21 protein-coding genes and 3 pseudogenes are annotated in these 24538 nt (G+C 68.2%); 5 read left to right on the plus strand and 19 right to left on the minus strand.

The genetic code is table 11. From position 1 onward, the window contains the following. Positions 1-294 precede the first annotated feature (294 nt). Complete coding sequence (locus ACTWQR_RS36620) at positions 295-1830, plus strand: carboxylesterase/lipase family protein (protein WP_443231546.1); 1536 nt, start codon at positions 295-297, stop codon at positions 1828-1830. Between the two features lie 290 nt (positions 1831-2120). On the opposite strand, the pseudogene ACTWQR_RS36625 reads toward ACTWQR_RS36620, so the two are convergent. Together ACTWQR_RS36625 and ACTWQR_RS36630 are read right to left on the minus strand one after the other, a co-directional pair. Further along, a pseudogene (locus ACTWQR_RS36625) lies at positions 2121-2426 on the minus strand (alanine--tRNA ligase-related protein); the annotation flags it as partial. Positions 2427-2548: 122 nt separating this feature from the next. Continuing rightward, positions 2549-3422 (minus strand): annotated as a pseudogene (locus tag ACTWQR_RS36630) (RNA-guided endonuclease InsQ/TnpB family protein). Between the two features lie 148 nt (positions 3423-3570). Here ACTWQR_RS36630 and ACTWQR_RS36635 point away from each other — a divergent pair. Both ACTWQR_RS36635 and ACTWQR_RS36640 read left to right on the plus strand, forming a co-directional pair. Beyond that, a complete protein-coding gene (locus tag ACTWQR_RS36635; protein ID WP_443231547.1) occupies positions 3571-4134 on the plus strand; it encodes a DinB family protein in 564 nt (187 codons plus the stop codon). Between the two features lie 438 nt (positions 4135-4572). Then, positions 4573-5474, plus strand: a pseudogene (locus ACTWQR_RS36640) (IS982 family transposase); the annotation flags it as partial. Between the two features lie 7 nt (positions 5475-5481). On the opposite strand, the gene ACTWQR_RS36645 reads toward ACTWQR_RS36640, so the two are convergent. From ACTWQR_RS36645 to ACTWQR_RS36660, 4 genes are all read right to left on the minus strand, one after another. Continuing rightward, positions 5482-6246, minus strand: a complete 765-nt coding sequence (locus ACTWQR_RS36645; RefSeq protein WP_443231548.1) for a class I SAM-dependent methyltransferase — start codon at positions 6244-6246, stop codon at positions 5482-5484. Between the two features lie 201 nt (positions 6247-6447). Continuing rightward, positions 6448-6987 carry a hypothetical protein gene (locus ACTWQR_RS36650; RefSeq protein ID WP_443231549.1) on the minus strand — a complete coding sequence of 180 codons (540 nt, stop codon included), beginning with the start codon at positions 6985-6987 and terminating at the stop codon, positions 6448-6450. Between the two features lie 251 nt (positions 6988-7238). After that, the gene (locus ACTWQR_RS36655; RefSeq protein ID WP_443231550.1) at positions 7239-7583 is read right to left on the minus strand and encodes a hypothetical protein; all 345 of its coding nucleotides are present in this window, start codon (positions 7581-7583) and stop codon (positions 7239-7241) included. Positions 7584-8047: 464 nt separating this feature from the next. After that, positions 8048-8902 (minus strand): DUF6544 family protein, encoded by an 855-nt coding sequence (locus tag ACTWQR_RS36660; RefSeq protein WP_443231551.1) that lies wholly within the window; start codon positions 8900-8902, stop codon positions 8048-8050. Between the two features lie 508 nt (positions 8903-9410). On the opposite strand from ACTWQR_RS36660, the gene ACTWQR_RS36665 reads away from it, so the two are divergent. Next, on the plus strand, positions 9411-10691 hold the full coding sequence (locus ACTWQR_RS36665) for an IS1182 family transposase (RefSeq protein ID WP_443231566.1): 1281 nt from the start codon (positions 9411-9413) through the stop codon (positions 10689-10691). Positions 10692-10979: 288 nt separating this feature from the next. On the opposite strand, the gene ACTWQR_RS36670 is transcribed toward ACTWQR_RS36665, so the two are convergent. From ACTWQR_RS36670 to ACTWQR_RS36710, 9 genes are all read right to left on the minus strand, one after another. Beyond that, positions 10980-11879, minus strand: coding sequence for an alpha/beta fold hydrolase (locus ACTWQR_RS36670; RefSeq protein WP_443231552.1), 900 nt, complete (start codon positions 11877-11879; stop codon positions 10980-10982). Between the two features lie 338 nt (positions 11880-12217). Then, positions 12218-13096: an LLM class flavin-dependent oxidoreductase gene (locus ACTWQR_RS36675; protein ID WP_443231553.1), complete on the minus strand. Its 879-nt coding sequence runs from the start codon at positions 13094-13096 to the stop codon at positions 12218-12220. A gap of 159 nt (positions 13097-13255) precedes the next feature. Next, positions 13256-13723, minus strand: a complete 468-nt coding sequence (locus tag ACTWQR_RS36680) for a cupin domain-containing protein (protein WP_099945715.1) — start codon at positions 13721-13723, stop codon at positions 13256-13258. Positions 13724-14069: 346 nt separating this feature from the next. Next, positions 14070-14984 (minus strand): NADP-dependent oxidoreductase, encoded by a 915-nt coding sequence (locus ACTWQR_RS36685; RefSeq protein WP_443231554.1) that lies wholly within the window; start codon positions 14982-14984, stop codon positions 14070-14072. A gap of 391 nt (positions 14985-15375) precedes the next feature. Further along, positions 15376-15960: an SRPBCC family protein gene (locus tag ACTWQR_RS36690; protein WP_443231555.1), complete on the minus strand. Its 585-nt coding sequence runs from the start codon at positions 15958-15960 to the stop codon at positions 15376-15378. Positions 15961-15963: 3 nt separating this feature from the next. Next, the gene (locus ACTWQR_RS36695) at positions 15964-17028 is read right to left on the minus strand and encodes an alkene reductase (RefSeq protein ID WP_443231556.1); all 1065 of its coding nucleotides are present in this window, start codon (positions 17026-17028) and stop codon (positions 15964-15966) included. Between the two features lie 51 nt (positions 17029-17079). Continuing rightward, the gene (locus ACTWQR_RS36700) at positions 17080-18030 is read right to left on the minus strand and encodes an alpha/beta hydrolase (protein ID WP_443231557.1); all 951 of its coding nucleotides are present in this window, start codon (positions 18028-18030) and stop codon (positions 17080-17082) included. A gap of 268 nt (positions 18031-18298) precedes the next feature. After that, complete coding sequence (locus tag ACTWQR_RS36705; protein WP_443231558.1) at positions 18299-19126, minus strand: helix-turn-helix transcriptional regulator; 828 nt, start codon at positions 19124-19126, stop codon at positions 18299-18301. A gap of 153 nt (positions 19127-19279) precedes the next feature. Beyond that, positions 19280-19921, minus strand: a complete 642-nt coding sequence (locus ACTWQR_RS36710) for an isochorismatase family protein (RefSeq protein WP_443231559.1) — start codon at positions 19919-19921, stop codon at positions 19280-19282. Positions 19922-19965: 44 nt separating this feature from the next. Here ACTWQR_RS36710 and ACTWQR_RS36715 point away from each other — a divergent pair, with 44 nt between their 5' ends. Further along, the gene (locus ACTWQR_RS36715) at positions 19966-20235 is read left to right on the plus strand and encodes a TetR/AcrR family transcriptional regulator (protein WP_443231560.1); all 270 of its coding nucleotides are present in this window, start codon (positions 19966-19968) and stop codon (positions 20233-20235) included. A gap of 67 nt (positions 20236-20302) precedes the next feature. On the opposite strand, the gene ACTWQR_RS36720 is transcribed toward ACTWQR_RS36715, so the two are convergent. From ACTWQR_RS36720 to ACTWQR_RS36735, 4 genes are all read right to left on the minus strand, one after another. After that, complete coding sequence (locus tag ACTWQR_RS36720) at positions 20303-21241, minus strand: NADP-dependent oxidoreductase (protein ID WP_443231561.1); 939 nt, start codon at positions 21239-21241, stop codon at positions 20303-20305. A 116-nt stretch (positions 21242-21357) separates the two neighbouring features. Further along, entirely contained in the window at positions 21358-22185 is an 828-nt protein-coding gene (locus ACTWQR_RS36725; protein ID WP_443231562.1) for a helix-turn-helix transcriptional regulator, read from the minus strand. A gap of 633 nt (positions 22186-22818) precedes the next feature. After that, positions 22819-23691, minus strand: a complete 873-nt coding sequence (locus ACTWQR_RS36730; protein WP_443231563.1) for an aldo/keto reductase family oxidoreductase — start codon at positions 23689-23691, stop codon at positions 22819-22821. Positions 23692-23938: 247 nt separating this feature from the next. Continuing rightward, positions 23939-24538, minus strand: a 600-nt coding sequence (locus tag ACTWQR_RS36735; RefSeq protein ID WP_443231564.1) for a transposase family protein, incomplete at its 5' end; no start/stop codon positions are given.

Genomic DNA, 24538 nt, shown 5'->3' on the forward strand with positions numbered 1-24538 from the left:
AGGGCGAGAAGGATGGTCTGAGCGATGCGGCCGTGGGCGAGCCGGTTCTTGGGCTCGGCCGATGGATGCCTCGTCTCCCGATGTTTGAGGCATCTGAAGGTGCAGGTCCGTTGAGCGGACTGGCGGCGTTGCACACCCGTTGCTCGAAACGGAGCATGTGGATTTCCCGCTCGCTCCTGCCTCTCGGGAGGTTCAGTGCGCTCCATTGTTCGACGGGAACTTGCGGCTCTTGTGAGTCTGCTCGCCCTGCTGACCGTTGTATCGGCCGTACCTTCGTCCGCGGCCCCTCGCCCCTTGACGATCTCCACCGACAATGGCTCGGTCGCGGGAGCCACGGCGGACGGGGTCGATCGGTTCCTCGGCATCCCGTACGCCGCGCCACCGGTCGGTACCAGACGCTGGCAGCCTCCCGCACCCGCTTCCGCCTGGTCGAGCCCGCGGTCGGCTACCGCGTACGGCTCGCGCTGCCCGCAGTCGCCCACCAGCACCGGCCCGGGCATGAGCGAGGACTGCCTTTATCTCAACGTCTACACCCCCGAACGGCGAACGAACCGCCCGCTACCGGTGCTGTTCTGGATCCACGGCGGGGGCTTCTCCAGCGGTGCCGGTGACCTCTACGACGGCTCGCAGATCGCGAAGGCCAACAACGTAGTGGTCGTCACGATCAACTACCGGCTGGGCGTCCTCGGTTTCCTCGACGTGCCCGGGCTGAGCAGGCAGGGTGCGGGCAACTACGGCCTGCTCGACCAGGAGGCGGCTCTTCGCTGGACGCAGCGCAACATAGGTGCCTTCGGAGGGGATGCGGGCCGCGTGACCATCGCGGGCGAGTCGGCCGGCGGCCACTCCGTCTGCGCTCTGCTGTCCTCGCCTCCGGCGCGCAATCTGTTCGCCGGTGCAATCATTCAGAGCGGCGGGTGCCCGAGCCTCACGGTCGCGCAGGCCACCGCCAAGGGCGATGCCTACGCCGCGGCCGTCGGCTGTTCCGTTCCGGCGACCAGCGTGTCCTGCCTACGGGCCAAGTCGGCGAACGAACTGCGGGCCGCCGACAGCGGCTTCGTCGGCGGCATCCTGACCGGTCCCCTTCCCGTGTCCGGGGTTCCCGAACTGCCTCTCGCGCCGAGCGTTGCCGTACGATCCGGCCGGATCCACAATGTCCCCCTCCTCATCGGCAGCACCCGCGACGAGGTGCGCCAATGGGCACTGCCGTTCGCGAACGCGACGAAGGGTCAGTACGAGCGGGCGGTCAGGCTGGAGTTCGGCGCACAGGCCGACGCCGTACTCGCGCACTACCCCTACAGCGCCTACGACAGCCCGTACACAGCGACGTACGCCATCGGCACGTTGTGGGGCGACAGCAGCGTCTTCTACGGACTGGGCGGCTGCCAGTACCAGAACCTCACGGCTCAGTTCGCCACTCGGCAACCGAAGACATACTTCTACGAGTTCGACGACCCACACCCACCCACCCTCGCGACGACTCCGGCCGGCTTCGACTCCGGCGCCCCACATGCCAGCGAGCTCGGCTACCTGTGGCCCATGGAGACCTCGAAGTTGCTGACTCCGGAGCAACAGCAGCTGTCCAGGGCGATGGTGCGCTACTGGGGCGCGTTCGTGAAGCACGCGAACCCCACGACCGGAGGACTGGCAGCCTGGCCGTCATACCGCAGCGGCAAGTACATGTCTCTGCTGCCCGGTGAGGACAGCCAGGCCCTGAAGTCCGAGGTGTACGCGGATCGACACCAGTGCTCGTTCTGGAACAGCATCAGCTACGACTGGCTCACCACCAACCCGGACCGCCTCGCCGCACAGGCAGGCGTTCCCACATCCTGATGCCCGGCACAGGAGGACGCCCCCTGGCCGCTGCCGAGCACTTCACAACTGGGACTTCTGGTGGGACTGAGGCATCTCCTGCCGGGAAACGATCAACCGTGCGGCGGGAAGCGATCTTCAGGGGCCTCACGCCTACCTGATCAGAGGCATTCGTGAACACCCCCGGCGCGAGCACCTCCACGCCGACGCCCTCCGCCCGCGGCGGCACGACCGTCACCCGCGCATCGGCCAACCGCTCAAGATCGCTCCGCCGCTTGGAGCGCGGCCTGCACCCGCTCTCGTCCCCGCCATCACTCTTGCCGCAGGCTTGTGACTAGATCGCGAGGCAGACCGTGGGTGTCGTGGAGGTACTGGAAGTCCTCATCCTTCAGCGGGCCTTGGAACCGGGATCGGGCAAGCACCTGCCGACCTCGTTCAAGGAGCCGACTGAACCGGCACTCCTCCTCGAGCAGCAGTCGGCGCACGTCGCTGGGATCTACTTCCTGGCGGAAGTGGTCCAGGGTGTGTGAGACCAACTCGTCCGGCAGGTCTCCGAGACCGCGCGACGGATCGTCCCGCCACAGAACGGTGAGCACTCGTCGCAGCAGGCGGCGGGGGATGACTGCCTGCGTGGTTTGTGACAGTGGAGGACGACCGCAGACGGCGACGATCACTCTGCTCGACGGGGTCTGTAGTGTGCGGGATTGACTTCCTCCCCCTCGTGAACGAGAGGATATTCCTACGGCTCGCGCCGTGGGGTTTTCTGCTTCGTCACCGACTGCCCGCCCGGAGAACTCCGTTGAGGTCTTGCACCGGCTCCACAGACAGACACCGCCAGCCCGGCGGCCAGAAGGTTGTTCGCCGCGTTCACGTCCCGGTCATGGACCGCACCACAGCCGCACGCCCACCTGCGGACGCTGAGCGGCATCTTGTCCTGCAGGCTGCTGGGCCCTGGCCAGCCGGGTGCGGTCGCGGCGCTCGTGCCGGGGGTTGGCGATCTTCTCACCGGTGGACAGGGTCAGCAGGTGGCTGAGGCCGACATCGATTCCGACCGCATTGTCGGTGGCGGGAAACGGTGTGACATGGGGGTCCTCGCACAGCAGCGAGACGAACCAGCGTCCGGCCGCGTCCTGCGACACCGTCACCGTGGACGGCTTCGCGCCATCGGGCAGCGGCCGGGACCACACGATGTCCAGCGGGTCCGCCATCTTCGCCAGGGTCAGCCGGCCGTCGCGGAAGCGGAACCCGCTGGTGGTGTACTCCGCCGACTTCCGCGATGTCTTGCGCGACTTGAAACGCGGGGACTTGGCCCGTTTGGCGAAGAAGTGGGTGAACGCTCTCTGCAGGTGGCGCAGTGTCTGCTGCAGCGGCACCGACGACACGTCGTTCAGGAACGCCAGTTCCTCGGTCTTCTTCCACGCCGTCAGCATCGCCGAGGTGGCGTTGTAGCCGACCCGTTCCTGCCGCGCCCACGCCTCGGTGCGGGCGGCGAGCGCCAGGTTGTAGACCTTGCGCACACACCCGAACGTGCGCGACAGCTCCGCCGCCTGCGCATCACTGGGACAGAAGCGGTACTTGAACGCCCGCTTCACATGGTTCACGGCCACGCGCACAAACCAGCCAGGCGGCAGGTAGAGATCAAACCTGCGGGTCAGGGCACTGCGATCCGCCCTTGCGGCGCATCCCAGCTCGGTGCCCTGCTCCGCAGGAGTTTCGTTTCCTCCCCCGGCTGAAGCCGGGGGTATCCACGAAAGGACTCCGATGACAAGAAGCGAGCGGCTCGCGGAGCAGTTGGACTGGTACTGGCGCAAGAACCTGCGGCCACGGCTGGACGGTCTTACCGACGAGGAGTACTTCTGGGAGCCGGTGCGCGGCTGCTGGAGCATCCGCCCACGTGGCACGTCGGCCGCACCGATGTCGGAAGGCTCGGGGGAATGGGCGATGGACTCCGCGTCCCCTGCCCCGGTGCTGGCACCGGTGACCACGATTGCCTGGCGGCTGGCGCACATCATCGTCTCGTGTCTGGGCTATCGGGTCGGATGGTACTTCGGCGGCCAGGACGTCGACACCCAGACATTCGCCTACGCGGGGACCGCTGACGAGGCGCTGAAACAGCTCGATGAGATGTATGGGAGATGGAACGCGGGGGTCCGCGAGCTCTCGGACGCTGACCTGGACAATCCGCCCACGGTGGGTCCCGAGCGGTTTCCCATGGAGAACAGGGTCCTGCACGTCAACAGGGAGCTGATCCATCACGGCGCCGAGATTTCCCTGCTGCGCGACCTCTACCGCTGGCAGGACGGAGCCGGACCGCACCGAATATGACTTTCGGTAACCGGCGATCGAGCTTCGGAAATTACGTGGACTCCGTGACGCTCCATGGCTGCTGCGGCCGCTAGGCCTCACGATCTTTAACCGCCGTTCTGCCTTCCCTACGTTCTCCTTCGGGACAGGACAGCGTCATCTTCCGTCGCCGATATGCCTTCTGGCGACAGCGCTGAGAGCATGTCCGGCGCTGTGACCTACGACTTCCTTCTGGCATAGGGCCTGAACAGACTGGCGCAGGTGGGGTTCAACCCGCGTGAACCGGCCTGCGATCCGGCCCATCAGGCCCTCGAACGCCTCTTGCCACCGGGCAGGGTCTACGCGTCGGCGAGCTTCTCCTCGGGGGTGAACGGTTGCGGGTATGACACTGGTTCCTCCTGGTGGTGTGGGCCAAGGGATGCCTGCGGAGACGAGAACGAGGGTGTCCAAGATCGTTTTGTGACGAACGACGTGGACACCCTCGCGACAGCACTCTACGACGGCCGACGACATGCTGAAGGAGCATCCCGAGCTGGCGCAGTGGCGCCCTCCGGTGGGCATTACGCCCCGCCTGAGCGATGCCGAACTGGTCACCCTCGCCACAATGCAGGCCATACGGCTACATCTCCGAGGCCAAATGGCTCCGCCATGCCCGTGCCCACCTGCGGCACCTCTTCCCCTACTTGCCCCACCAGCCCGGCTACAACAAGCGGCTGCGCAAGGCCGCCGGTCTGATGCGAAGCGTCAACCGGATCCTGGCCACCACCTCGGTGTGGAGCGACGACGCATGGGTCGCGGACCCCACCCGGTGGAATGCGGCCGCTCCCGCGAGACCGTCAAACGCTCCGACCTGGCAGGTTGGGCCTGAATACGGCTACTGCGCCAGCCACAGCCGCTTCTTCTGGGGCCTGCGCCTGCGCCTGGTCTGCACCCTTCAGGGCCTGCCCATCGCCTTCCCCCTGACCGGGGCCAAGGCCGACGAACGCGAGACCCTCCTTGACCGCCTGGCAGCCGAATGCGAGCTTCTGCGAGAGCGCCTCCCGACAGACTCTCATCGGCGACAAGAACTACTTCGGCCGTGGTTTCGAACGCGAACTGTCCGAGCATGGAGTCCAGTTGCTGCGGCCTGCCGTAAAGGTGAACGGGAACGGCCTGGCGCAGCCCTGTTCAAGCCGCTGCGACAGGTCATCGAATCGACCAATGAGACCTTCAAGGTGCAGCTTGACCTCAAACGGCACCGAGGGCGCACACCCGGAGGTGTCATAGCCCGCGTCATGCAACGCATCCTCGCGCTGAGCGCCGCGATCTGGCACAACGACACCACCGGACAACCCGTCCTACGATCACTGACCCCTTGGAATAGATCATCTAGGGCATTCCGGGAGGGACGGGCTCCGTGGTACCGCGCCGCGCCACGAACACGAACTCCATGCCCGGCCGGTCGGGTGCGTCGCGTACGTCCTCGACGACGAAGCCGTGCTCGTGCAAGTCCCGCTCGATCTCCGTACGTTCGCGGAAGCGAAGTGTCGATTCCGAGGTCAGTACGTCCCCGTCCGCAGCGAACACGTGCGTACCCCGGAAGCTCACCAGCGGCAGGCTCACGTCCGTCAGCTCGGCCCAGGTCTCGACGTGGCCGACGGCCGGGATGTCCGTCATGCGGTACGTGGTCTCGCGCGTCCACTCCGCCCACTCCTCCCACACACACTGCGCCGGATCGCGCGTCTCGAAGACAAGCCGCCCGCCGGGCCGCAGCGCCTCGTACGCGCCGCGCAGCGTCGTACGCCACGCCTGCGGATCGGCGATCGCCTGGGCGACGTTCCCGGTCATCGTCGCCAGGTCGATCTGCATGGGCGGCAGGTCCCCCGCGTCGCCGTCGAGCCAGCGCACCCGCTCCGCGCCCGGCTTTCCACGCGCGACGTCGACGGACGCCCGCGCGGGATCGATCCCGGTGACCGTAATCCCGCGCTCGGCGAGCAGCAGCGCGAACACGCCCGTACCGCACCCGATGTCCAGCACGGACCGTGCCCCGAACTCCTCCGCCATCGCGAGATACGCGTCGAGATCGCTGCGGTCCGGATCGAGTGGGTCGTAGATGGCGGCGAGGCGCGGATGCCCGAAAGTTGCGTCAGCCATGGAGGCGAACGTATGTGGCCCCGAGCCCGCGCGGCCACTGCTTTTCGGGTTACGGCGCCAAGCGGGCGCGGCGAACTGCGCCGCTGATCCCGGCGCCCCTAATCCGTAGTGAAGGTGGTTCCGGAAGCCGTAGAGGCCCGTTCAGCTGGCGGCCGCGAGCTCGTGATCCTCAAGGCTGGAGCGGTGTCCGGGCAGAGGTGGTTACGGCGCGGCCAGGGTGTCGGTGGGGTCGTCGACGCCGAGGATGAGCACGTGGTGTCCGACGGCCTCGGTGGTGCAGGCGGTGACCTTCTCGACGTCGAGGCGCAGCCGGATGCGCCCGGCGCCTTCACCGTTGGCCGCGAGGTCGTGTTCCAGTTGGTCGTCTAGGCGGTCCAGGGCGGCCTCGGCCGCGGCGTAGTCGGCCAGGTCGTGGGCGAGGAGCTGGCGGGTGGTGGTGTCGCGGAGCTGGTAGCTGGGCATGCGGGCTTGTCCTCCGGCTGGTGGGGGGCAGGTGGTGGGGTCGGCGAGCCGTCGTGCCGCGTTGACCGCGCGCGACCAGACGTCGGGGCTGCCGCCGTGCTCCCGGGCGAGGGAGGCGGCGAGTCCCCGGACGTCGCCCCGCTCGCGCAGGGCGTCCAGGGCGATGTCCGCCCGCCGGTCGGCCTCCGAGCGGGTCGGCGCGGCCGTGGGCGTGGGGTGGTGCTCGAGGGCGTTGCGTACGACGTACTCCCAGGATCTCTGCGGCCCGCCGTACTGCACGCTGAGCTCTGCGGCCAGCTGCGGGTGGTAGTCGTCGCGTTCGATCGCCTCGGCGTGGCCCTGACGTCGTTCAGCGGCCCCTCAATATTGGCCACCTGGCCCCACCCAGTTGAAGAGCGGCGCGTGACGTCTCGAAGCGGACCCACCGCCGCTCGCCTGCGCGTACGGCCATGGGCTGGGGCCACCGCAGACCGTCATCGAACGTCTGTCGGCGCCAGCGATGGCCAATTCGATGGGGCCGATTGCCGACGTCAAAGCCACCTCGGCGGCGTACTGCTCGGCGAGCTGCGTGAGGTGGCGGTGAGCCGGCGGCCGGTGCGCGGCCCGATGTAGGCCGCGTAGCGGTGGTGGCCGCCGTGATGTGAGACCCGTGCGCCGACGGCGTGCAGGGCCTCCTCCAGCCACGCGCGGCCCGGCTCGCCCGCCTCGTGGGGGCGGGCGCCGAGGGCGACCAGGCGCCGCTCGACTCCGCCGCGGCCGCGCTCGCTGTTGCGGACCTTGGACGTTGCGCGGTCGAAGGCGCGCGGGTTCCAGGAATCCTGGACGCCGGGCCACGAGAACCCGTACGCGAGCCCCCGAATGATAGAGCCTTGCATACGGGTTGCCGACCGTCGATCAAACATCACCGGGTGCTTCGGGTAGACGGGGCAGGGCCCGAAGCCTGTTCCGTTGTTGGCCGGGTGGGCGTGGCGCTGACCCCGGAGAGTGCAAGCCGCCTCCGTGCCCGGCACAGGACTTCACGCATGTGCAGTCCTGGATCTCATTTGGGGAGCCGCCGATGTGGGCGATCTGAGGTGAGCAACCGACGAATTTCGCCGACCTGCTAGGACACAGCGTCGCTCACGCTCAGATCCCGCCATGGACGCCGCCCAACCCCATCCATCCGACGGGACTCTGCAGCTAGGAACGCGTCTCAGTAACCGGCACCCGGCCTGCGGTTGAGTCGAAGCACGACCGTCGTCACAGAAGCAGGATTGTTGTCACCAAGATCGACCAGCGGCCCCGGGGCGACATGCGCAGCGGCTCTGTCACCTGCAGTGCGGGCGCCCTCCGCCTCAGCTCAGTGAGTCCGGACGTCGTACTGGAGCTCCGTGATGGTGACATCGATGTATTCGAGATCACCGTCGGCGAGCTTCCACACCGCCTTGCCCCGAATCGGAAGCTTCAGTCCTTCGAACTCGCCGTACTCGGTGACGGGAGTCGACCACGTCTCCGGATCGCATCTCCCGTCAACCATCCGGTATCGCTCAGCCACGAAGTCGGTCAGCCTTCCCGCCCCGTCGAAGTACATGGTCCCGGTGGCGCTCCGGCCGTGATCGGTCAGAGTGACCCGAGCCGAGCTGTCGTCGACCGTCTCGAAGGAGATGTTGGCTGCGAGGAAGGCGGAGGGGAAGAAGATCATCTCGCTCAGGTAGCGCATCATGGCCCCCTGGTCCATTTCCTCGCCCCTCGCGTCGACCACGGTGAGGAGCGAGGCTGCCTTGACCAGCATGTGCCCCTTGCCGTCCAGGTACATATCGCGCGCTCGCGCCACCGGGAGCAGACCCAGGTGCATCGTGCCGTCCCAGACGAAACCGGGCGGCTGCACCGAGTAGTGCTCTTCCGCGTCCATAGGTATCCAGGGCCGCCCCGGGCCGGTTCGCATCCTGCCTTCCTGCCTGAGGTGGACCGTGCGGACGATCGGCTTGCCCACGATGCCCGTGTGCATGAGGTACCGCTGAACCGGCTCCGGGAGGTCCTGGAGCATCGTCTCCGTGACGACGGTCTCTTCCCTCGTGCCGGCTTGGGCGAGTAGCGCCAGGACGTCGCTTCGAACCAGCCGGCTGAAGGCGCGGTACCCCAATACTCCAGCGCAGACCCCGGTCGAAAGAGCCGGCACCACCAGGGACGACATCCTTTTGAGTATTGCGTTCATCGCTCGGTCCTCTTCATGGACGGGAGTGTCATGAATTAGGTGGGAACTTCACCGGAAGGGACACCTGATGACGAGCCAGAAGACTCACTCCCGCCCATCCGAGAAGGTGCTTCTCGGATGGCCCGGTTGGACTCACTCCGTGCGTCCATGGTCCGCCTCAGGGGCCGCGATCGGCAGAGGCCGAAGGGCCCTTCCGCTCGTGGCCTCTGGCCGCCGCGGTGGGGAGATGGAAGAACGGTTTCCGCCCCGGACCAGGGGCGTACCGCTCAGTTGCCGCCAGTGACACCAAGCCTGCAAGACGGCAAGTCGGTGACAAGTAGCGTGCCGATCTGGTGACAACAAGCTTGCTTCACCGACGCGTAGCCGCAGGTTGGTGGTGACAACTATCTTGCTTCGGCTCAGCGGTTCGTGATCATTCGTGCGGGATCATCTGGGTATGGGTGGTGGGGATGGGCTGTTCGAGGTCGAGCCGGTGGAGAAGAAGCGGCCGCAGGGCTGTGCGGCGGGGGTGGACAAGCGGTTCCGGGCGTTCGACCCGCACCAGGTCCTGCTGCTGCCCCCGTCGCTGGACGACTGGCTGCCCCAGGACCATCTCGCCCGGTTCGTCGCCGACCTGGTCGACGAGGTGCTCGACCTCGGACCGGTCCTGGCCGACTACACCGAAAAGCGGGGCTACCCGCCCTACGCTCTTCGGCTGATGGTGCGCCTGCTGATCTACGGCTACACCACCGGGGTGCGCTCCTCCCGGGCGATCGAGCGCAAATGCGCCGACGACATCGCGTTCCGGTTCCTGGCCGCCGACCAGGCCCCGGACTTCCGCTCCATCGCCCGGTTACACCGCCGCCACCTGGACGCGCTCGCCGGTCTGTTTACCCAGTCCCTGCACCTCGCCATGAAGCTCGGCATGGTCAAGATGGGCCGCGTCGCCCTGGACGGCACCAAACTCGAAGCGAACGCCTCCAAGCACAAAGCGATGAGCTACGGCCGCCTGATCAGCAAGGAAGAGCAGGTCGAGGCCGAGGTCGCCGCTCTGGAGGGGAAGGCTGGGGCCCTGCTGGCCGACGCGGAGGCCACCGACGAAGCCGAGGACAAGGAACGCCGCCGCCAGGACCGCGCCGGCAACAGCGACGAGCAGGCAGTAACCGACGCCGGCGAGAAGGCCGCCGCCAAGGCACGTCCCAAGCCCAAGGCCCAGGCCAACTTCACCGACCCCGACTCGCGGATCATGAAGAACAGCGACGGCGCCTACATCCAGGCCTACAACGCCCAAGCCGTCGTGGACGAGACCCACCAGGTCATCACCGCCACCGACGTGACGGCCAACCCCTCGGACGCGCTGAACTACACCACCATGCTCGACCAGTCCGCGCAGAACACCGGTGCCCACCCCAAGCAGGCACTGGTCGACGCCGGCTACTGCTCCGAGACGAACCTCGAAGCCGCGAAGGAACGTCAACTGGCCTGCGGCACCGACACCTTCATGGCCACCGGCCGCCTCGCCCACGACGAACAGGTCCCGCCCGCACCACGCGGACGCATCCCGGCGAACGCGACGCTCAAGGAACGGATGGTACTGCGGACCAAGCCCGGCAAGGCCGCCTACAGCCGCCGCAAAGCCATCGTCGAACCCGTCTTCGGGCAGATCATGACCTGCCACAACGGCCGCCAGCTCCTCCTTCGCGGACAGGACGGAGCCCGCGGCGAATGGCGATTGCTCGCCGCCTGCCACAACCTCCGCAAGATCTTCCGACACGCCGGAACCGCCGGCCTCGCCGCCGCGACCGGCTGATCAGCCGGGCACGCCGGCCTCAGCGGGCCGAAATCCCGGCCCGACCGACCCGCTCATCGGCCCCACAGGCGCTAACCGGGCGACCGCGACCGATCCCGCCGATCACGACCTCCCGGCCAGATGTCGGTTTCTGAGACACGCTCCTAGGCCGTTTCTTTCGGATCATGAAAGTGACTCCGCAACCTGGTCCTCGCCGGGTGACTTCTATCCGCTGTGGGACAGCCTCCAGCCAGGTTTCTCTCGGTGTGGTTTTCGCCGATCCCGTCGGCGGCCCGGCCGCGTGTGTCTTCAGGTGCGCCCGGCGGGCCGGGGTGGGGCAGACAGGAAGGGGAGAAGCTCGCGGGCGAAGGCGCCGGGACATTCGTCGGGAACGAAGTGGCCACTGTCCGGAATCACTGCACCGGTCAGCCGCTGCGCGACCGTGTTCAGACTGTCGGCGAGTCGGGTGTCTGCGCTGTGCTCGCCGCCGACGGCGACTACGGGCATGGGGAGGGTCCCTCCGGTTTCGTGCCAGGTCCGGTTGATGCGGCCGTCCTCAAGGAGGGTGCGGTAGTGCGCGAAGCCAGCGCGCAGTGCTTCGTATCCGCCGTAGGAGGAGGCGACGGTGGCGATCTCTTCCGGCGGGAAGGTCCCGGGTACCGCGGACAACCAACCGAACCACCAGGTGAGGAAGGCGCTTTCCCGGCCTTCGAGGAGCAACTCGGGCAGTTCTTCGGTCATGAAGAGGCCGAAGTGGAACAGACCGCCGGAGGCCACGTCCATTGCCTGTTCAAGACCGAAGCCAGGCAGGGCGAGTTCGACGAGGACAAGGTGTTCGACCTCCTCGGGGTGGCGGCGGGCGTAGGCGAAGGCCACCATGCCACCGATGTCGTGCCCGACGATGCGCACGCCGCTGTGGATGCCGAGCTGCGCGAGCAGTTCACGCATGTCCTCCGCCTGTGTGTCCTTGTCGTATCCGCTCGGGGGACGGTCGGAGGCACCAGTGCCACGCAGGTCGGGCGCGACGACGCGGTATCCGTGCGCGGCGAGAGCCGGCATGAGGTGCCGCCAGGCCCGCCATGTCTGGGGCCAGCCGTGTAGAAGAAGTACGGGTTCACCGGACCCGCCGACCACGGCATGCAGCCGGGTGCCGTTTGCCGCGACGGTGATGCTTTCGAATCCGTCGGGGAGGGGCGTTTCGTCGCTCATGGGACCACCTGGGGTCGGGTCGAAGAGGAAGACCAGGACTTTCTGGTCGCGGGGGCCGGTGAAGTCGGCGGCGAGCCGGCCGGTACCTGGTCGGTGAACGTGACGCAGGCTTCGGTGCGTTCGGTGCGGGCAGTGAGGCTGGCATCGTCGGGTGGGGCGTTCTCGAAGCCGGAGGGGGAGGGGGAGGGGGAGGACACTGCTCTGGGAAGGAAGACCCTGACGGGTACGGCCGATGCCGTGCGGAACACCGACCCTCGTGAGGGTCCGTGCTCCGGTCCGCGCCGCGAGCGGTCACCCCTGTGCGAGGCATGTTGCCCGGTCCGAGAGCACAAGGAGGTTCAAGTCTCCCGTGCGAGGGCTTCGCGGACTGCGGGTACGACTTCGGCGGCGAACGCGCGAATCTGCTGGACGTGGTCTCGTTCGGGCCAGATGACGAAACCGTTCATTCCGACGGTGCGCACGAGGGTGACAAGGCGCTCGGTCCACTGGGCGGCGGGCCCCTGGAACGGGCCGGCCGACTCCGGTTGGATGACACCGGCCATGTTGTAGACCCGGCGGATCGTGTCCGGATCGCGGCCCGCCGCCAGAGCTGCGTCGTCGATGCGGCGGACGGCCGTGGGCAGTGCGTCGAGTCCGAGGTAGGCGTGCGAGGGGAGCCAGCCGTCCGCTTTTGCACCGGTCAGGGCCAGCATGCGGGGGCCGTACGAGCCCAGCCACAGCCCCAGACCGGGGGCCGGCGCCGGGCCGGGGTGGACGCCGGCGAGCAAGTAGTGCGCGCCGTGCGTCCGCACACTGCGCTCGCCACTCCACATGGCCCGGATGACGGTGATCGCCTCTTCGAGTGCGTCGGCGGCCTCCTTCGGCGTGCGTCGGGAGCCGCCCATGGCCTCGATGGCTTCCCAGAAGGCGCCGGCGCCCAGGCCGAGTTGGACCCGGGAGCCGGTCAGTCTGTCCAAGGTCGCCGCAGCCTTGGCCAGCACCGCCGGCGGGCGCAACGGCAGGGAGCTGACCGTCGGGACGAGCGTGACATGTCGCGTCCGCGCGGCCAGGAAGGTGAGCAGTGTCCAGGTGTCGTCGAACGCCGCTTGGTACGGGTGGTCCTGGATGGTGAGAAGGTCGAGGCCGAGACTGTCGATGAGTAGTGCCTGCTCACTGGAGCGGCCGACGGGTAGGGCGTTCGGCTCTACGTTCGCGCCGAACAGGACAGGGAGGGGCATGAAGGTCTCCTGAGCAACCGGCGCTCGACGCCGGCCAGCGGTGGTCGCAGGTGGGGAAGGGAACGGACCCGCTGTCGTCTCGGAGGCAGCGCCTTTAAGAGCAGGCGGCAGCCGGGGGCGGCGGCTGTCCCGGCACGGGTGCTCGGGTCCGTGAGCGGTTCAGCGCGGCGGGCCGAGGATGACGCCGCCGTAGAGTTCGGATGCTTCCGCCAGGAGGGACTTGGGGATCTCGAAGCCGTCGGGGCGCGGGGTGGTGAGGTCGCGTCCGGCGTGGCGGAACATGCCCTCGATGCCGCCGGGCGTGGCGATCATCAGAAGGTCGGCGCGGTCGGAGGTGATGCGGTAGCCGTGCGGGACGTTGCGGGGCAGGTAGACGATCCCGCCTTCGCTCAGTTCGTGTTCCTCCTCCCCGGACCACACCAGGGCCGTGCCCTTGATCAGCATGAACACCTCGTCCTCGCGGGTGTGCAGGTGGAACGGCGGGGCTTCGCCCTTGGCGACGTCGAAGCGGCCCACGGTCAGCTTGCCCTCGGTGGCTTCCTTGTCGAGCAGCACGGAGAACGTTCCCCCGTCGAGCCATTCGAGCTTCTGCTGCTGTTCGGGCTGCGCCAGATAGGCCATGGTCATCGGAGACCTCCAAGGAAACTCCGGCCTTCAGGCCGGCGCGGGATCGGACTCCTGCGGAGCGGGGCAAGGGGTCGGGATTCGCCTCCCCGGAGCGAATCCCGGTGCTCTGACTCGCAGGCCTGAACTTGACTGGTGGTGCTGTGAGTTTGTGGGTGCGACCGCACACCGTGTGAAGCGGGCGTTCACCTTCGGTGAGGGAGGGACACAGGGGGGACATGGGCAGAGCAGGGGACGGTGTGGGCCGCACACGACGTATCCGCATATCGCGTGGATACGGACTGACTGGAGATGGAGATGACCGGCTGGTTGCAGGCGGCCGCGCGGGGCCGACCCCCGCGGGAGGAGGTCAGCCGACGGTGAGGACGAGCTTTCCGCGGCTGTGGCCGGCGTCGCTGGCCTGCTGGGCCTTGGCCGCGTCGGTAAGCGGGTAGGTCGCGCCGACCGTGATCGCCAGTGTGCCGTCGGCGGCCTGCCGGGCCAGTTCGGCCAGCCGGGCGGCCGAGCGCCGCGCCGGGCCCTCGGCGAAGACGACACCGAGTTCGCGGGCGCGGAAGTCGGCGGTGGTGACGATCCGGTCGGGGCCGCCGCGCAGGGTGATGGAGTCCTCCAGCGCGCCCTTGCCCGCGGCGTCGAGCACCGCGTCCACGCCGTTTGGGGCGAGCGCATGTACCCGCTCGACCAGACCCTCTCCATAGACCAGCGCGGTGGCGCCGAGCGAGGTCACGTACTCCTGGTTGGCCGGACCGGCGGTGCCGATGACGCGGGCGCCGCGGGCGACGGCGAGCTGGACGGCGACGGTGCCGAGCGCGCCGGACGCGCCGTGGATCAGTAGGGTCTCGCCGGCCTTGACGCCGAGCAGGTCCAGGACCCGGTCGGCGCCGTCGCCCGCCACCGGCAGGGCGGCCGCGTGCGTCCAGTCCAGACCGGCCGGCTTGAGGGCGAGAACGGCCGCACTGGCGAGCGCGTACTGGGCGTAGGCGCCGGTGTCGGACCAGCCCAGCACCTCGTCGCCCACCTGCAGCTGGTCGACGCCCTCGCCGACGGCGTCGACGATCCCGGCGATCTCACCACCGGGGACGGCGGGCAGGGTGGTGGGAAAAATGCCTTCCATGATCCCGGAGCGGATCTTTCCGTCCACCGGGTTGACGCCGACCGCCTGGACACGCACGCGGACCTGGCCGGAGCCGGGCTCGGGGACCTCGGTCTGCGCCTCGTGCAGGACCTCGGTGCCGCCGAACGTGTCGAAAACGATGGCCTTCATAACTGTGTCTCCTTCGATGAGTTGATCCGGCGAAACCAATTAGGTGGCTAGGCACCTAAAACGTGCCGCCAATCATGTGGCTAGCCAAATATCTGTTGGATGGGCTCGTTCGCGGGCTGGAGCCGCGGAACTTCGGGCCGCCTGCCCGCGCCCGGGGCTGTTCAGCAGCCTCCGGGCCTGATCAGGGGCTGCCAGTCACTGTCTGTGCAGCTCCAGCACGCCCACCTCGGGATGCTGGCAGTGCTCGGAGGCGATGGGTGTCCGCCAGTGCTGTGGCGCTCTTTCCGGCCCTGCCACCGGTGTCGTGCAGTGGACCTCGGGGTCGTGTCCGAGCTGATCGCCGGGGCAGGAGCCCGTGGGAGGTCGGCCTCGAGGACGGGTTCCTACGAGTTCAGCTCGGCCGGAACGACCGGGTCGGAACTCTGGTGCCGCTGCTTCGGGCCGTCACCCGGCCCGGAGCTGCACCTGCACGCTTGTTGTCCTTTGTTTCGATGACGTGGACGCACCGGTCGAGGGCGGCCACCATGTAGCGGCGCCAGAGCGGGGTGAAGGGACCGGCGAGGATCCAGCGGCGGCCGGGCAGCGGCTTGAACTCGTAGGTCCAGCGGATGAGCGTGCCGTCACCGTCGGGGTTGACGTTGAACTCGCCCCGGATGCCGGCCGCGAGGCGGGAGAGGACGTTGGTGAAGCCGGTCAGCTGGTAGGCGAAGCTGGAGCCCGGTACGTACTCGGTGAGTTCTTCGTCGGCCTGGGAGCCGTCGTCGAACTGCGGGTTTCTTCGCGGGCCCGCGTGGTCCCAGGCCTCGGTCTGGTTCTTCACGCTGCTGATGCCGGGGAACGGGGCCACCGGGCGGAAGACGGTGGGGAGGTCGATGGGCACCAGGATGCGGAAGGCGTCCTGGGGTGCCGTGCAGGTCCGCTGCTGGACGGTGATGGTGACGGTCTTGTCGGCTGGGCCGATGAGGAGTGTGGTCATGGTTCAGCTCTCCGTGGTGGGGAGGGTGGGGTAGTCGGTGTAGCCGCGGTGGTCGCCGCCGTAGAAGGTGGCCGGGTCGGGCTCGTTGAGCGGGGCGCCCGTGCGGACGCGGTGGGGCAGGTCGGGGTTGGCCAGTGCCGTGGCGCCGACCGAGACGACGTCGGCCAGACCGGAGTCGAGGTCGGCGAAGCGGGTGTCGAGCGGGGTGCCGCCGCGGTTGACGATCAGCGCCGTGGACCACTGCCGGCGTATGTGCTGCAGGAATTCCTCGTCGGGGCCCTGAATGATGTGCAGGTAGGCGAGGCCGAGCGGGTCGATGGCGTCGAGCAGCGCCGGGTAGACGTCGTGCATGTCGTGCTCGGTGATGTCGTTGTAGGGGTTGCCGGGAGAGATGCGCAGGCCGGTGCGGCCGGCGCCGATCTCGGAGGCCACCGCGGACGTCACCTCGGTGGCGAAGCGGATGCGGTGGGCGACGGAGCCGCCGTACCGGTCGGCGCGCTCGTTGGCGTTGGAGGAGAGGAACTGGTGGACGAGGTAGCCGTTGCCGCCGTGGATCTCCACGCCGTCGAACCCGGCGGCGACAGCCGCCGCCGCCGCGCGGCGGAACTCGTCGACCACACCGGCGATCTCGTCGGCGGTGAGGGCCCGGGGGACGGGCATCTCCTGGAGGCCGGTGGCGGTGAACAAGACGCCCTTGGGCTGTACGGCCGAGGGGGCGACGGGCGTGCGGTGGTGCGGGGTGTTGTCCGGGTGGGAGATACGGCCGGCATGCATCAGCTGGACCACGATGCGCCCGCCCTCGGCGTGGACGGCGTCGGTGACCTTGCGCCAGCCGGCGATGTGCGCGTCGGTGTGGATTCCCGGCGTCAGCAGGTAGCCCTGACCGTCTTCGGACGGCTGGGTGCCCTCGGTGATGATCAGGGCCATGGAGGCCCGCTGCCGGTAGTACTCGACATTGAGCTCGCTGGGAAGGCCGTCCGCCAGGGAGCGGTCACGGCTCATGGGCGCCATGACGAGCCGGTGCGGCAGTTTCATGGCACCAACGGTGACGGGGGTCCAGACAGTCATGGGTGAGCCCTTTCTGCTGTAGGGGGATCAGAGCCGAAGGGTGGGGAGGGGCTAGAGGGAGGCGAGGACGCGTACGCGGTCGGCGATGGCACGGCGGGCGACATCGGTGGTGAAGGCGATGGAGTCGAATTCGTGCGGGACGCCAGGGTGGAGGTGGAACTCCACGGGTACGCCGGCCCGGCTGAGTTTGAGGGCGTAGGCGAGGTCCTCGTCGCGGAAGGCGTCGAGCTGGCCGACCTCGATGTAGGCGGGAGGCAGACCGGTCGCGTCGTCGAGGCGGGCCGGGGCGGCCGTGGCGGGTACGTCGGGTCCGCCCGCGGCGTCGCCGAGCAGGGCCGGCCACGCGGTGCGGCTGTCGTCGTAGGACCACAGCAGGTAGGGCTCGATGTGCGGGTCGGGCGTGGTGGTGCGGTCGTCGAGCATCGGCATGAGCAGGATCTGCCGGGCGATCGCCGGGCCGCCGCGTTCCCGGGCGAGGATCGACAGCGCCGCGGCCAGTCCGCCTCCGGCGCTGTCGCCCATCACACCGATCCGCGCGGGGTCGACATCCAGCTCGCCGGCGTGCTCGTGCAGCCAGCGCAGGGCGGTGTACGCGTCCTCGACCGGTGTGGGGAAGGAGTGTTCGGGGGCTCGGCGGTATTCGACCGACAGCATCGGCACCCCGCTGGCGGAGACGTAGCGGGCAACTGGGCCGTCGAACAGGTCGATGTGGCCGAAGATGTAGCCGCCGCCGTGGAAGAAGAGCGCGGCCGGACCGGTAGGGGCGTCCGTCTTGGCGTACCAGCGCATGGTGATCTTCGCGCCGTCGTCGGCGGTCGCGTAGTACTCGGTGGTCGTGACGTCGGCCGGGACCGGTTGGGCCGCCGAGGCGGCACCGATGATCGGTTCCCACATGGCGCGGCGCGCGGCGACGTCGCCGACCGGCGGAGGGGTGGCGCCCGCCATGGCCTCGGCCATGGCGGCGAACACCTGGGCGAACTCGGGGTCGAAACTGAGTGACATGGCTGTCCTGCCTTCTTGGCTGGTTGGGTCTGATCTGGTCGTTCGTGGAATCAGCGGGCCAGAAGTTCCGGGTTTGGCGGGCAAGGGTTCGCCGTTGGACGGTTCAGGAGACCTGGCCGTCTGGAGTCCGCGCCGGCTCGACCGTCGGCCGGGAGACGCGACCTCAACGTTCGCTCCACGCAATGTGCTTCAGTTTTGAAGCGTTGGGAGGCTGAAGGACACTCCGGTTTCGAAGCGGCATTACAGGGTGAGAGGGCGGCGACTGCCGCTAGGGACCGACAGCGAACAGCATCTGGAGCTTGCCCTGGCTCGGGGAGCCGGGCACGGCGGTGAAGACCAGCAGCTGCTGGCACTGCTCGGGATCCACCAGCATCTCGGAGTAGAGCTCCAGTTCCCCCAGCTCGGGGTGCAGGTAGCGCTTGAGGTCGTGGTGATGGGTCACCCCCACCTCGTGCAGCCGCCAGATCTGCGCGAACTCGGGACTGACCTCGAGCAGGGCCGCGACGATCTCACCGGCCTTCCCCGTGGGGTCCGCCGTGTAGGCGTCCCGGATCTCCGCGGCGAAAACCCTGCCCCGCAGCGAATGATCCTCGACGGGGTACAGGCCGCGGACCTGCGGGTCATGGGTGAACCAGCGGTAGACCAGGTAGCGGGACAGACCCGAATACCGGGTGAAGTCGCCGAGCAGCGCAACCGCCGGACGCGTCTGCAGCAACGCCTCACCGAATCGCGACATCAACATCGCCGGCACGTTCGAGAGGCCGACGACGATCCGCATCATCGTGGGACCCACATGGTCATCACGTACGATCCGCCGGGGCGCCGGGATCCCGCCGAGGGTGAAGAGATGGTCACGCTCGCTCAGGCTGAGCCGCAACGCCCGGGCCAGCGCGACAAGCATCCGTTCCGACGGCGCCGGACCACGCTGCTGCTCGATCCGGCTGTAGTAGTCGGCCGACATACCGGCCAGCGCCGCCACCTCCTCGCGCCGCAACCCACCGGTGCGGCGCCGCTGCCCACGAGGAAGACCGACATCCTCCGGCTGCAACACCTCACGACGCGCGCGAAGAAAATCTGCCAGCAACGCCCGGTCCATAGTCCGACCTCCCCTGTTCGACACACCCATCCTGGCGCGGACGGGAAAGCGGATGAAGGCCCACTTCATCAGGGGACAAGTTGTCCGTGGACGGGCCGACAGCGGTGAACAGGGACAGCCGGCCGGCCAACGTCCGCCCCCGGGGGGCATGCCTCATGCCGAACTCGGCCCAGCCTGCTGGAGGGCGGACAGGTAGGACTGGACGCCCATGGCCATAGTCGGCACGTGCTCGCGCATCAGCCGTTGGAAGTGGGGTGCGGTCGCGGAGCGGTGGTCCACGGTGAACTCCCCCGCCAGGGAGAACCAGGTGACCGGGGAGGCGCCGGCCTGCACCATGCGCTCGACCGCGGCGGCGTGGGTTTCGGGTGTCAGGCTCGCTGTGGCGTCCACGACCAGGTAGACCTCGTAGTCCTCGCGCAGCGCGCCCAGCACGGTCTGCAGGACGCATCCCTCGGTGGACACGCCCGCGATGGCGAGCTTGCGGCGCCCGGTCTCGCGTACGGCTCGTGCGAAGTTCGCGTCCAGAAAGCCGTTGAAGTTGCCGCCCCGCTCGATCACGGGGTGGTCCCCGATCGTCTCCTGCAGTTGTGGGTAGAGCGGCCCGGACGGCTTGTCGGGCCGGCCGTTGGTCACGACCAGGCCGCTTTCGTACCACAGGGCTGTTTTTGCCAGTCCGGCCACGTTGTTGATGTGCTCCGCCGTGTCGTGCGACCGCAGCACGTTGGCGAACCCGACGGCGTGGTCCACCAGGACGATTGTGGTGTTCTCGGGGGTCAGTGGTTCGAGGTGGTTCATGAGGTGCTCCGATGGCTGGCGACGGCACTGATGACCGTCGCAGCATGAGTAGATTCAACGTTGTTGATGACCGGCTATGCGCCGGGTCGGCGAGTGCGGAGAACCGGATCAGGAGACGACGGGATCCTGAGGCCAGTGAGGCGGCCATCTTGGAGGCCGTCGGCTCCGCGTTCGCCGAACGCGGTGACAGCCGCGCCATCATCCGGGAGATCGCCCGGCGGGCCGGCGTCGCCCACGGCCTGGTGATGCGGAACTGTCCGTCGAGGGAACAGCTGGTCATCGCCTCGATGCCCAGAGCCGCCGGGCCTGTCTGAGCGTCCCAGGCCTGCGTCGCGCGCAGGGAGCAAACGGGCGGCAGCGCGCTGTAAAGGGCAACGTCTCCTAGGCGAGCGAGGCGGGGGGAAGGACGATGGCCTTTCCGGAGATCGGGCCCGCGGCGGCTTCGGCATGCAGGGCCGGCAGGTCGGCCAGTGGCACCCGCCGGGCGATGTCGACGCGCAGCTCGCCGGAGTCGACCAGTGCCACCAGCTGCGCCAGCTGGGCGGCGTCGCTGTTGACGAAGAGGTCGATGCCGCGCACGCCGCGTTCCTCGTCGGACGGAGCGGGCATCCACACCGTCGTGTTCACCACGACACCACCGTCGCGGACCACACGGGCCAGCGCGGCCAGCTGCGCCGGATCGACCGGCGCGAGGTTGAGCACGACGTCGACCGGCTCAGCGAGTTCGGGAAGGCCGTGGCCGAGAACCTCATCGGCGCCGGCCGTCTTGACCCGCTCGCTGCTGCGCGGCCCGGCCGTGGCGATCACGTGGGTGCCGGCGTGCTTGGCCAGCTGTACGGCGTAGCCGCCGACCGAGCCGCCCGCGCCGTTGATCAGCACGCGCTGGCCGGCGGTCAGCCCGGCGTGGTCGAAGAGGGCCTGCCAGGCGGTGAGGCCGACCAACGGCAGCCCGCCGGCATCGGCCAGCGGAATGCTCGTGGGCGCCGGCGTCAGGATCCCAGTCGGTGCGATGACGTATTCCGCGGCCGCGCCGGCGTCGGTCATCGGCAGGAATCCGACAACCCGGTCACCGACCTCGACGCCGTCCGCGTCCTCGCCCAGCGCGTCGACCGTGCCGGCGACGTCGATGCCGGGGGTGTGAGGCAGAGCCACCGGGATGGGGCCCTGCATGAAGCCGGCACGGATGTTGCCGTCGACCGGGTTGAACGATGTCGCAGCCACCCGGATCCGGACCTCTCCGATGCCGGGGACCGGCTGTTCCACCTCCTCGTAGCGCAGGACGTCCGGGGTGCCGTACTTGTGGAAACGCACTGCCTTCATGGCATGCCTCAACTTTCACAATGCGGGAACGAACTGATTCAGATTTGAATCAGTCGTGGTTGGAGCACGCTTCGACTTCGAAACGATGCTCAGAGGTGTGCGAGAGCCGAAAACCGCTAAGGGGCGACAGCGGCCAGGAGCTGGAGCTTGCGATGGCTCGGGGAGCCGGGCGTGGCGGTGAAGACCAGCAGCTGCTGGCACTGCTCGGGATCCACCAGCATCTCGGAGTAGAGCTCCAGTTCCCCCAGCTCGGGGTGCAGGTAGCGCTTGAGGTCGTGGTGATGGGTCACCCCCACCTCGTGCAGCCGCCAGATCTGCGCGAACTCGGGACTGACCTCGAGCAGGGCCGCGACGATCTCACCGGCCTTCCCCGTGGGGTCCGCCGTGTAGGCGTCCCGGATCTCCGCGGCGAAAACCCTGCCCCGCAGCGAATGATCCTCGACGGGGTACAGGCCGCGGACCTGCGGGTCATGGGTGAACCAGCGGTAGACCAGGTAGCGGGACAGACCCGAATACCGGGTGAAGTCGCCGAGCAGCGCAACCGCCGGACGCGTCTGCAGCAACGCCTCACCGAACCGTGACAGCACGATGGCGGGCACGTCCGAGAGGCCGGCGACGATCCGCATCATCGTGGGACCCACATGGTCATCACGTACGATCCGCCGGGGCGCCGCGATCCCGCCGAGGGTGAAGAGATGGTCACGCTCGCTCAGGCTGAGCCGCAACGCCCGGGCCAGCGCGACAAGCATCCGTTCCGACGGCGCCGGACCACGCTGCTGCTCGATCCGGCTGTAGTAGTCGGCCGACATACCGGCCAGCGCCGCCACCTCCTCGCGCCGCAACCCACCGGTGCGGCGCCGCTGCCCACGAGGAAGACCGACATCCTCCGGCTGCAACACCTCACGACGCGCGCGAAGAAAATCTGCCAGCAACGCCCGGTCCATAGTCCGACCTCCCCTGTTCGACACACCCATCCTGGCGCGAACCGAAAACTAGATGAAGGCCGACTTTAACCGCGGACAAGTTGTCCCTGGCTGGGCTTCAGCCGGCTCGCCCGGGCCTGCGTATCTGCCTGTTGGACGGGTACCGTCCCCAACACCCGGACCACTGGCTCGAGACCTACCGGAGCGGCAGGGTGAGCTGCCCCGAGTTTCGTAGAGTCCGGTGATCTTGTTTCAGTACTGCGGGGCGGCTTCCTGTTGTCGCCACCAGTCGCGTTCGTACTCGGCGGGCGGTACATAGTCGAGGGCCGAGTGGAGCCGTTCCTCGTTGTACTACGTGACCCACTGGAAGATCGCCCGCTCGACCTGGTCGACGTCCCTCCACGGGCCCTGCATCTCGATCAGCTCGGCCTTGAAGGTGCCGTTCAGTGCCTCGGCCATCGCGTTGTCATGGCTGTCGGACCGAGCCGAGGCCCCGATGCCGGACGGCCTCTCGGCATACCGAATTGATGCATATTGCGACCCCCGGGCGCTGTGATGAATGAGGCCGGAGTCCTTCTTGATCCGGCGTCTCCACAACGCCATTTCGAACGGTGACTTCGGTCGTGGCTTGTGGGCCGTTCAGCTCTGGGGCATTCAGCGGCCGATGTCGTCCAGCTCGGTCAAGTCCTCATGAGAGAGCATGAGTCCCGCGCCGGCGATGTTCTCGCGCAGGTGCGCTGTCGATGACGTGCCGGGGATGAGCAGGATGTTCGGTGACCGCTGCAGCAGCCCGGCCAGTGCGACGGACATCTGTGTCGCCTCCAGCCGGGCGGCGACCGCCGAGAGCGCCGAGGACTGAAGCGGGGTAAAGCCCCCAAGGGGGAAGAAGGGCACGTACGCGATGCCTTCGGTGGCGAGCCGGTCGATGAGCTTGTCGTCGTGGCGGTGGGCGAGGTTGTACATGTTCTGCACGCACACGATCGGCGCGATGCTCTGTGCCTCGGTGACCTGCTCCTCGGTGGCGTTGCTGACCCCGAGGTGGCGGATCAGGCCCTGCTGCTGGAGTTCCACGAGAGTCTCGAACGCCTCAGCGAGCGAACCGGGCCGGGGACCTTCGGCGTTGCCGAGTCGGAGGTTGACCAGGTCGAGTACGTCGAGCCGGAGGGACGTGAGGTTGTCGTGGACCTGGCGGCGCAGATCTTCGGGTCGCCGGGCCGTGGGCCAGCCACCCTGTTCGTCGCGGGTCGCGCCCACCTTGGTCACGATGTGCAGCGACTCGGGATAGGGGCGCAGCGCCTCGCGGATCAACTCGTTGGTGACCCGCGGCCCGTAGGCGTCACTGGTGTCGATGTGGGTGATACCGACGTCGACCGCTGCACGCAGAACAGCCAGGGCGCCCTCGCGATCGGCGGGCGGCCCCATGACCCACGGGCCGGCCAGTTGCATGGCGCCGTAGCCGAACCGGGTGACGGTCAGGTCACCCAGAGTCCAGGTGCCGCCAGGAAGAGAGAGGGAGCGTGTGCTCATCTTGTTGCCTTTCGTCGTGCACTTGGGGGGTGGCGCCTGCTGCCTCCCTGCATCAGCATTGGAGAGAAACTTCCTGTCGGGAAGTAGGCACTTGGGAGTGCGTAACCCACCCATCGGTAAGAGGTGTGATCAGTGAGGCTGCGCCAAGCTCGTTTCCGCAGTTCAGTGGGGCTGGTGTGATGCGCTGGTGAGGTCCTCACGCTGGTAGGCGGCATGATCGTCGGGGCGAGATCGTCCGCCAGTCTCGTCACCGCTGTACTTCGCTGTTCGCCAGGACGAGCAGGGCTCGCAGGAGCGTGGTGGCCTGCCGGGTGTCGGTGCGGAGCTTGGTCAGGGTCCGCCAGGACTTGAGGTTCGCGAAGCCGTGTTCGCCTGCGGCGCGTTCGCGGCTGACCAGGCGGTTCGTCTCCTTCTCGGCAGCGGTCAGCGGGTGGTTGCGGGTGGCCTTGCGTCCGGTGATGATCACCGGGTCGTCGTCGGGTTTGTCGTCGAGGCTGACGAAGCCTAGGTCGGCCAGAGCGCCGAGGCCGGCTTCCCGCAGGTGTCCGGTGATCTTGTTGTGGCGGGCGGTGGTGATCTCGCTGGACCGGCCGGGCTTGGCCGCGGAGATCCAGATCAGGTTGCCCTTCTCGTCGGTCAGCGCGAGAAACAGCAGGCCATGGGCCTTGTGCTTGCCTGAGTAGTTCTTCCGGTCGTCCTTCCCGGTGCGGCGGTGGGTGCGGATCAGGGTGCCGTCGAGGAGGACCACAACCCCGCCACTGCGGGCGATCTTCTTCAACGCCCGGTCCAGGCGCGGAGACCGGGCGGCCAGCAGCTTCACGACTTCCTTCACCCAGCGGCGGACGGT

The sequence above is a fragment of the Streptomyces sp. 2A115 genome, from assembly GCF_052245575.1.
GTDB lineage: Bacteria > Actinomycetota > Actinomycetes > Streptomycetales > Streptomycetaceae > Streptomyces.

Bases quoted from the DNA above. Each gene is read 5' to 3' on its own strand.
- ACTWQR_RS36710 (WP_443231559.1), bottom strand. From the start codon at position 19,921: ATGAACCACCTCGAACCACTGACCCCCGAGAACACCACAATCGTCCTG.
- ACTWQR_RS36690 (WP_443231555.1), bottom strand. From the start codon at position 15,960: ATGACCACACTCCTCATCGGCCCAGCCGACAAGACCGTCACCATCACC.
- ACTWQR_RS36670 (WP_443231552.1), bottom strand. From the start codon at position 11,879: ATGAGCGACGAAACGCCCCTCCCCGACGGATTCGAAAGCATCACCGTC.
- ACTWQR_RS36675 (WP_443231553.1), bottom strand. From the start codon at position 13,096: ATGCCCCTCCCTGTCCTGTTCGGCGCGAACGTAGAGCCGAACGCCCTA.
- ACTWQR_RS36645 (WP_443231548.1), bottom strand. From the start codon at position 6,246: ATGGCTGACGCAACTTTCGGGCATCCGCGCCTCGCCGCCATCTACGAC.
- ACTWQR_RS36635 (WP_443231547.1), top strand. From the start codon at position 3,571: ATGACAAGAAGCGAGCGGCTCGCGGAGCAGTTGGACTGGTACTGGCGC.
- ACTWQR_RS36680 (WP_099945715.1), bottom strand. From the start codon at position 13,723: ATGACCATGGCCTATCTGGCGCAGCCCGAACAGCAGCAGAAGCTCGAA.
- ACTWQR_RS36715 (WP_443231560.1), top strand. From the start codon at position 19,966: ATGAGTAGATTCAACGTTGTTGATGACCGGCTATGCGCCGGGTCGGCG.
- ACTWQR_RS36655 (WP_443231550.1), bottom strand. From the start codon at position 7,583: ATGCAAGGCTCTATCATTCGGGGGCTCGCGTACGGGTTCTCGTGGCCC.
- ACTWQR_RS36695 (WP_443231556.1), bottom strand. From the start codon at position 17,028: ATGACTGTCTGGACCCCCGTCACCGTTGGTGCCATGAAACTGCCGCAC.
- ACTWQR_RS36705 (WP_443231558.1), bottom strand. From the start codon at position 19,126: ATGGACCGGGCGTTGCTGGCAGATTTTCTTCGCGCGCGTCGTGAGGTG.
- ACTWQR_RS36685 (WP_443231554.1), bottom strand. From the start codon at position 14,984: ATGAAGGCCATCGTTTTCGACACGTTCGGCGGCACCGAGGTCCTGCAC.
- ACTWQR_RS36720 (WP_443231561.1), bottom strand. From the start codon at position 21,241: ATGAAGGCAGTGCGTTTCCACAAGTACGGCACCCCGGACGTCCTGCGC.
- ACTWQR_RS36700 (WP_443231557.1), bottom strand. From the start codon at position 18,030: ATGTCACTCAGTTTCGACCCCGAGTTCGCCCAGGTGTTCGCCGCCATG.
- ACTWQR_RS36725 (WP_443231562.1), bottom strand. From the start codon at position 22,185: ATGGACCGGGCGTTGCTGGCAGATTTTCTTCGCGCGCGTCGTGAGGTG.
- ACTWQR_RS36660 (WP_443231551.1), bottom strand. From the start codon at position 8,902: ATGAACGCAATACTCAAAAGGATGTCGTCCCTGGTGGTGCCGGCTCTT.
- ACTWQR_RS36730 (WP_443231563.1), bottom strand. From the start codon at position 23,691: ATGAGCACACGCTCCCTCTCTCTTCCTGGCGGCACCTGGACTCTGGGT.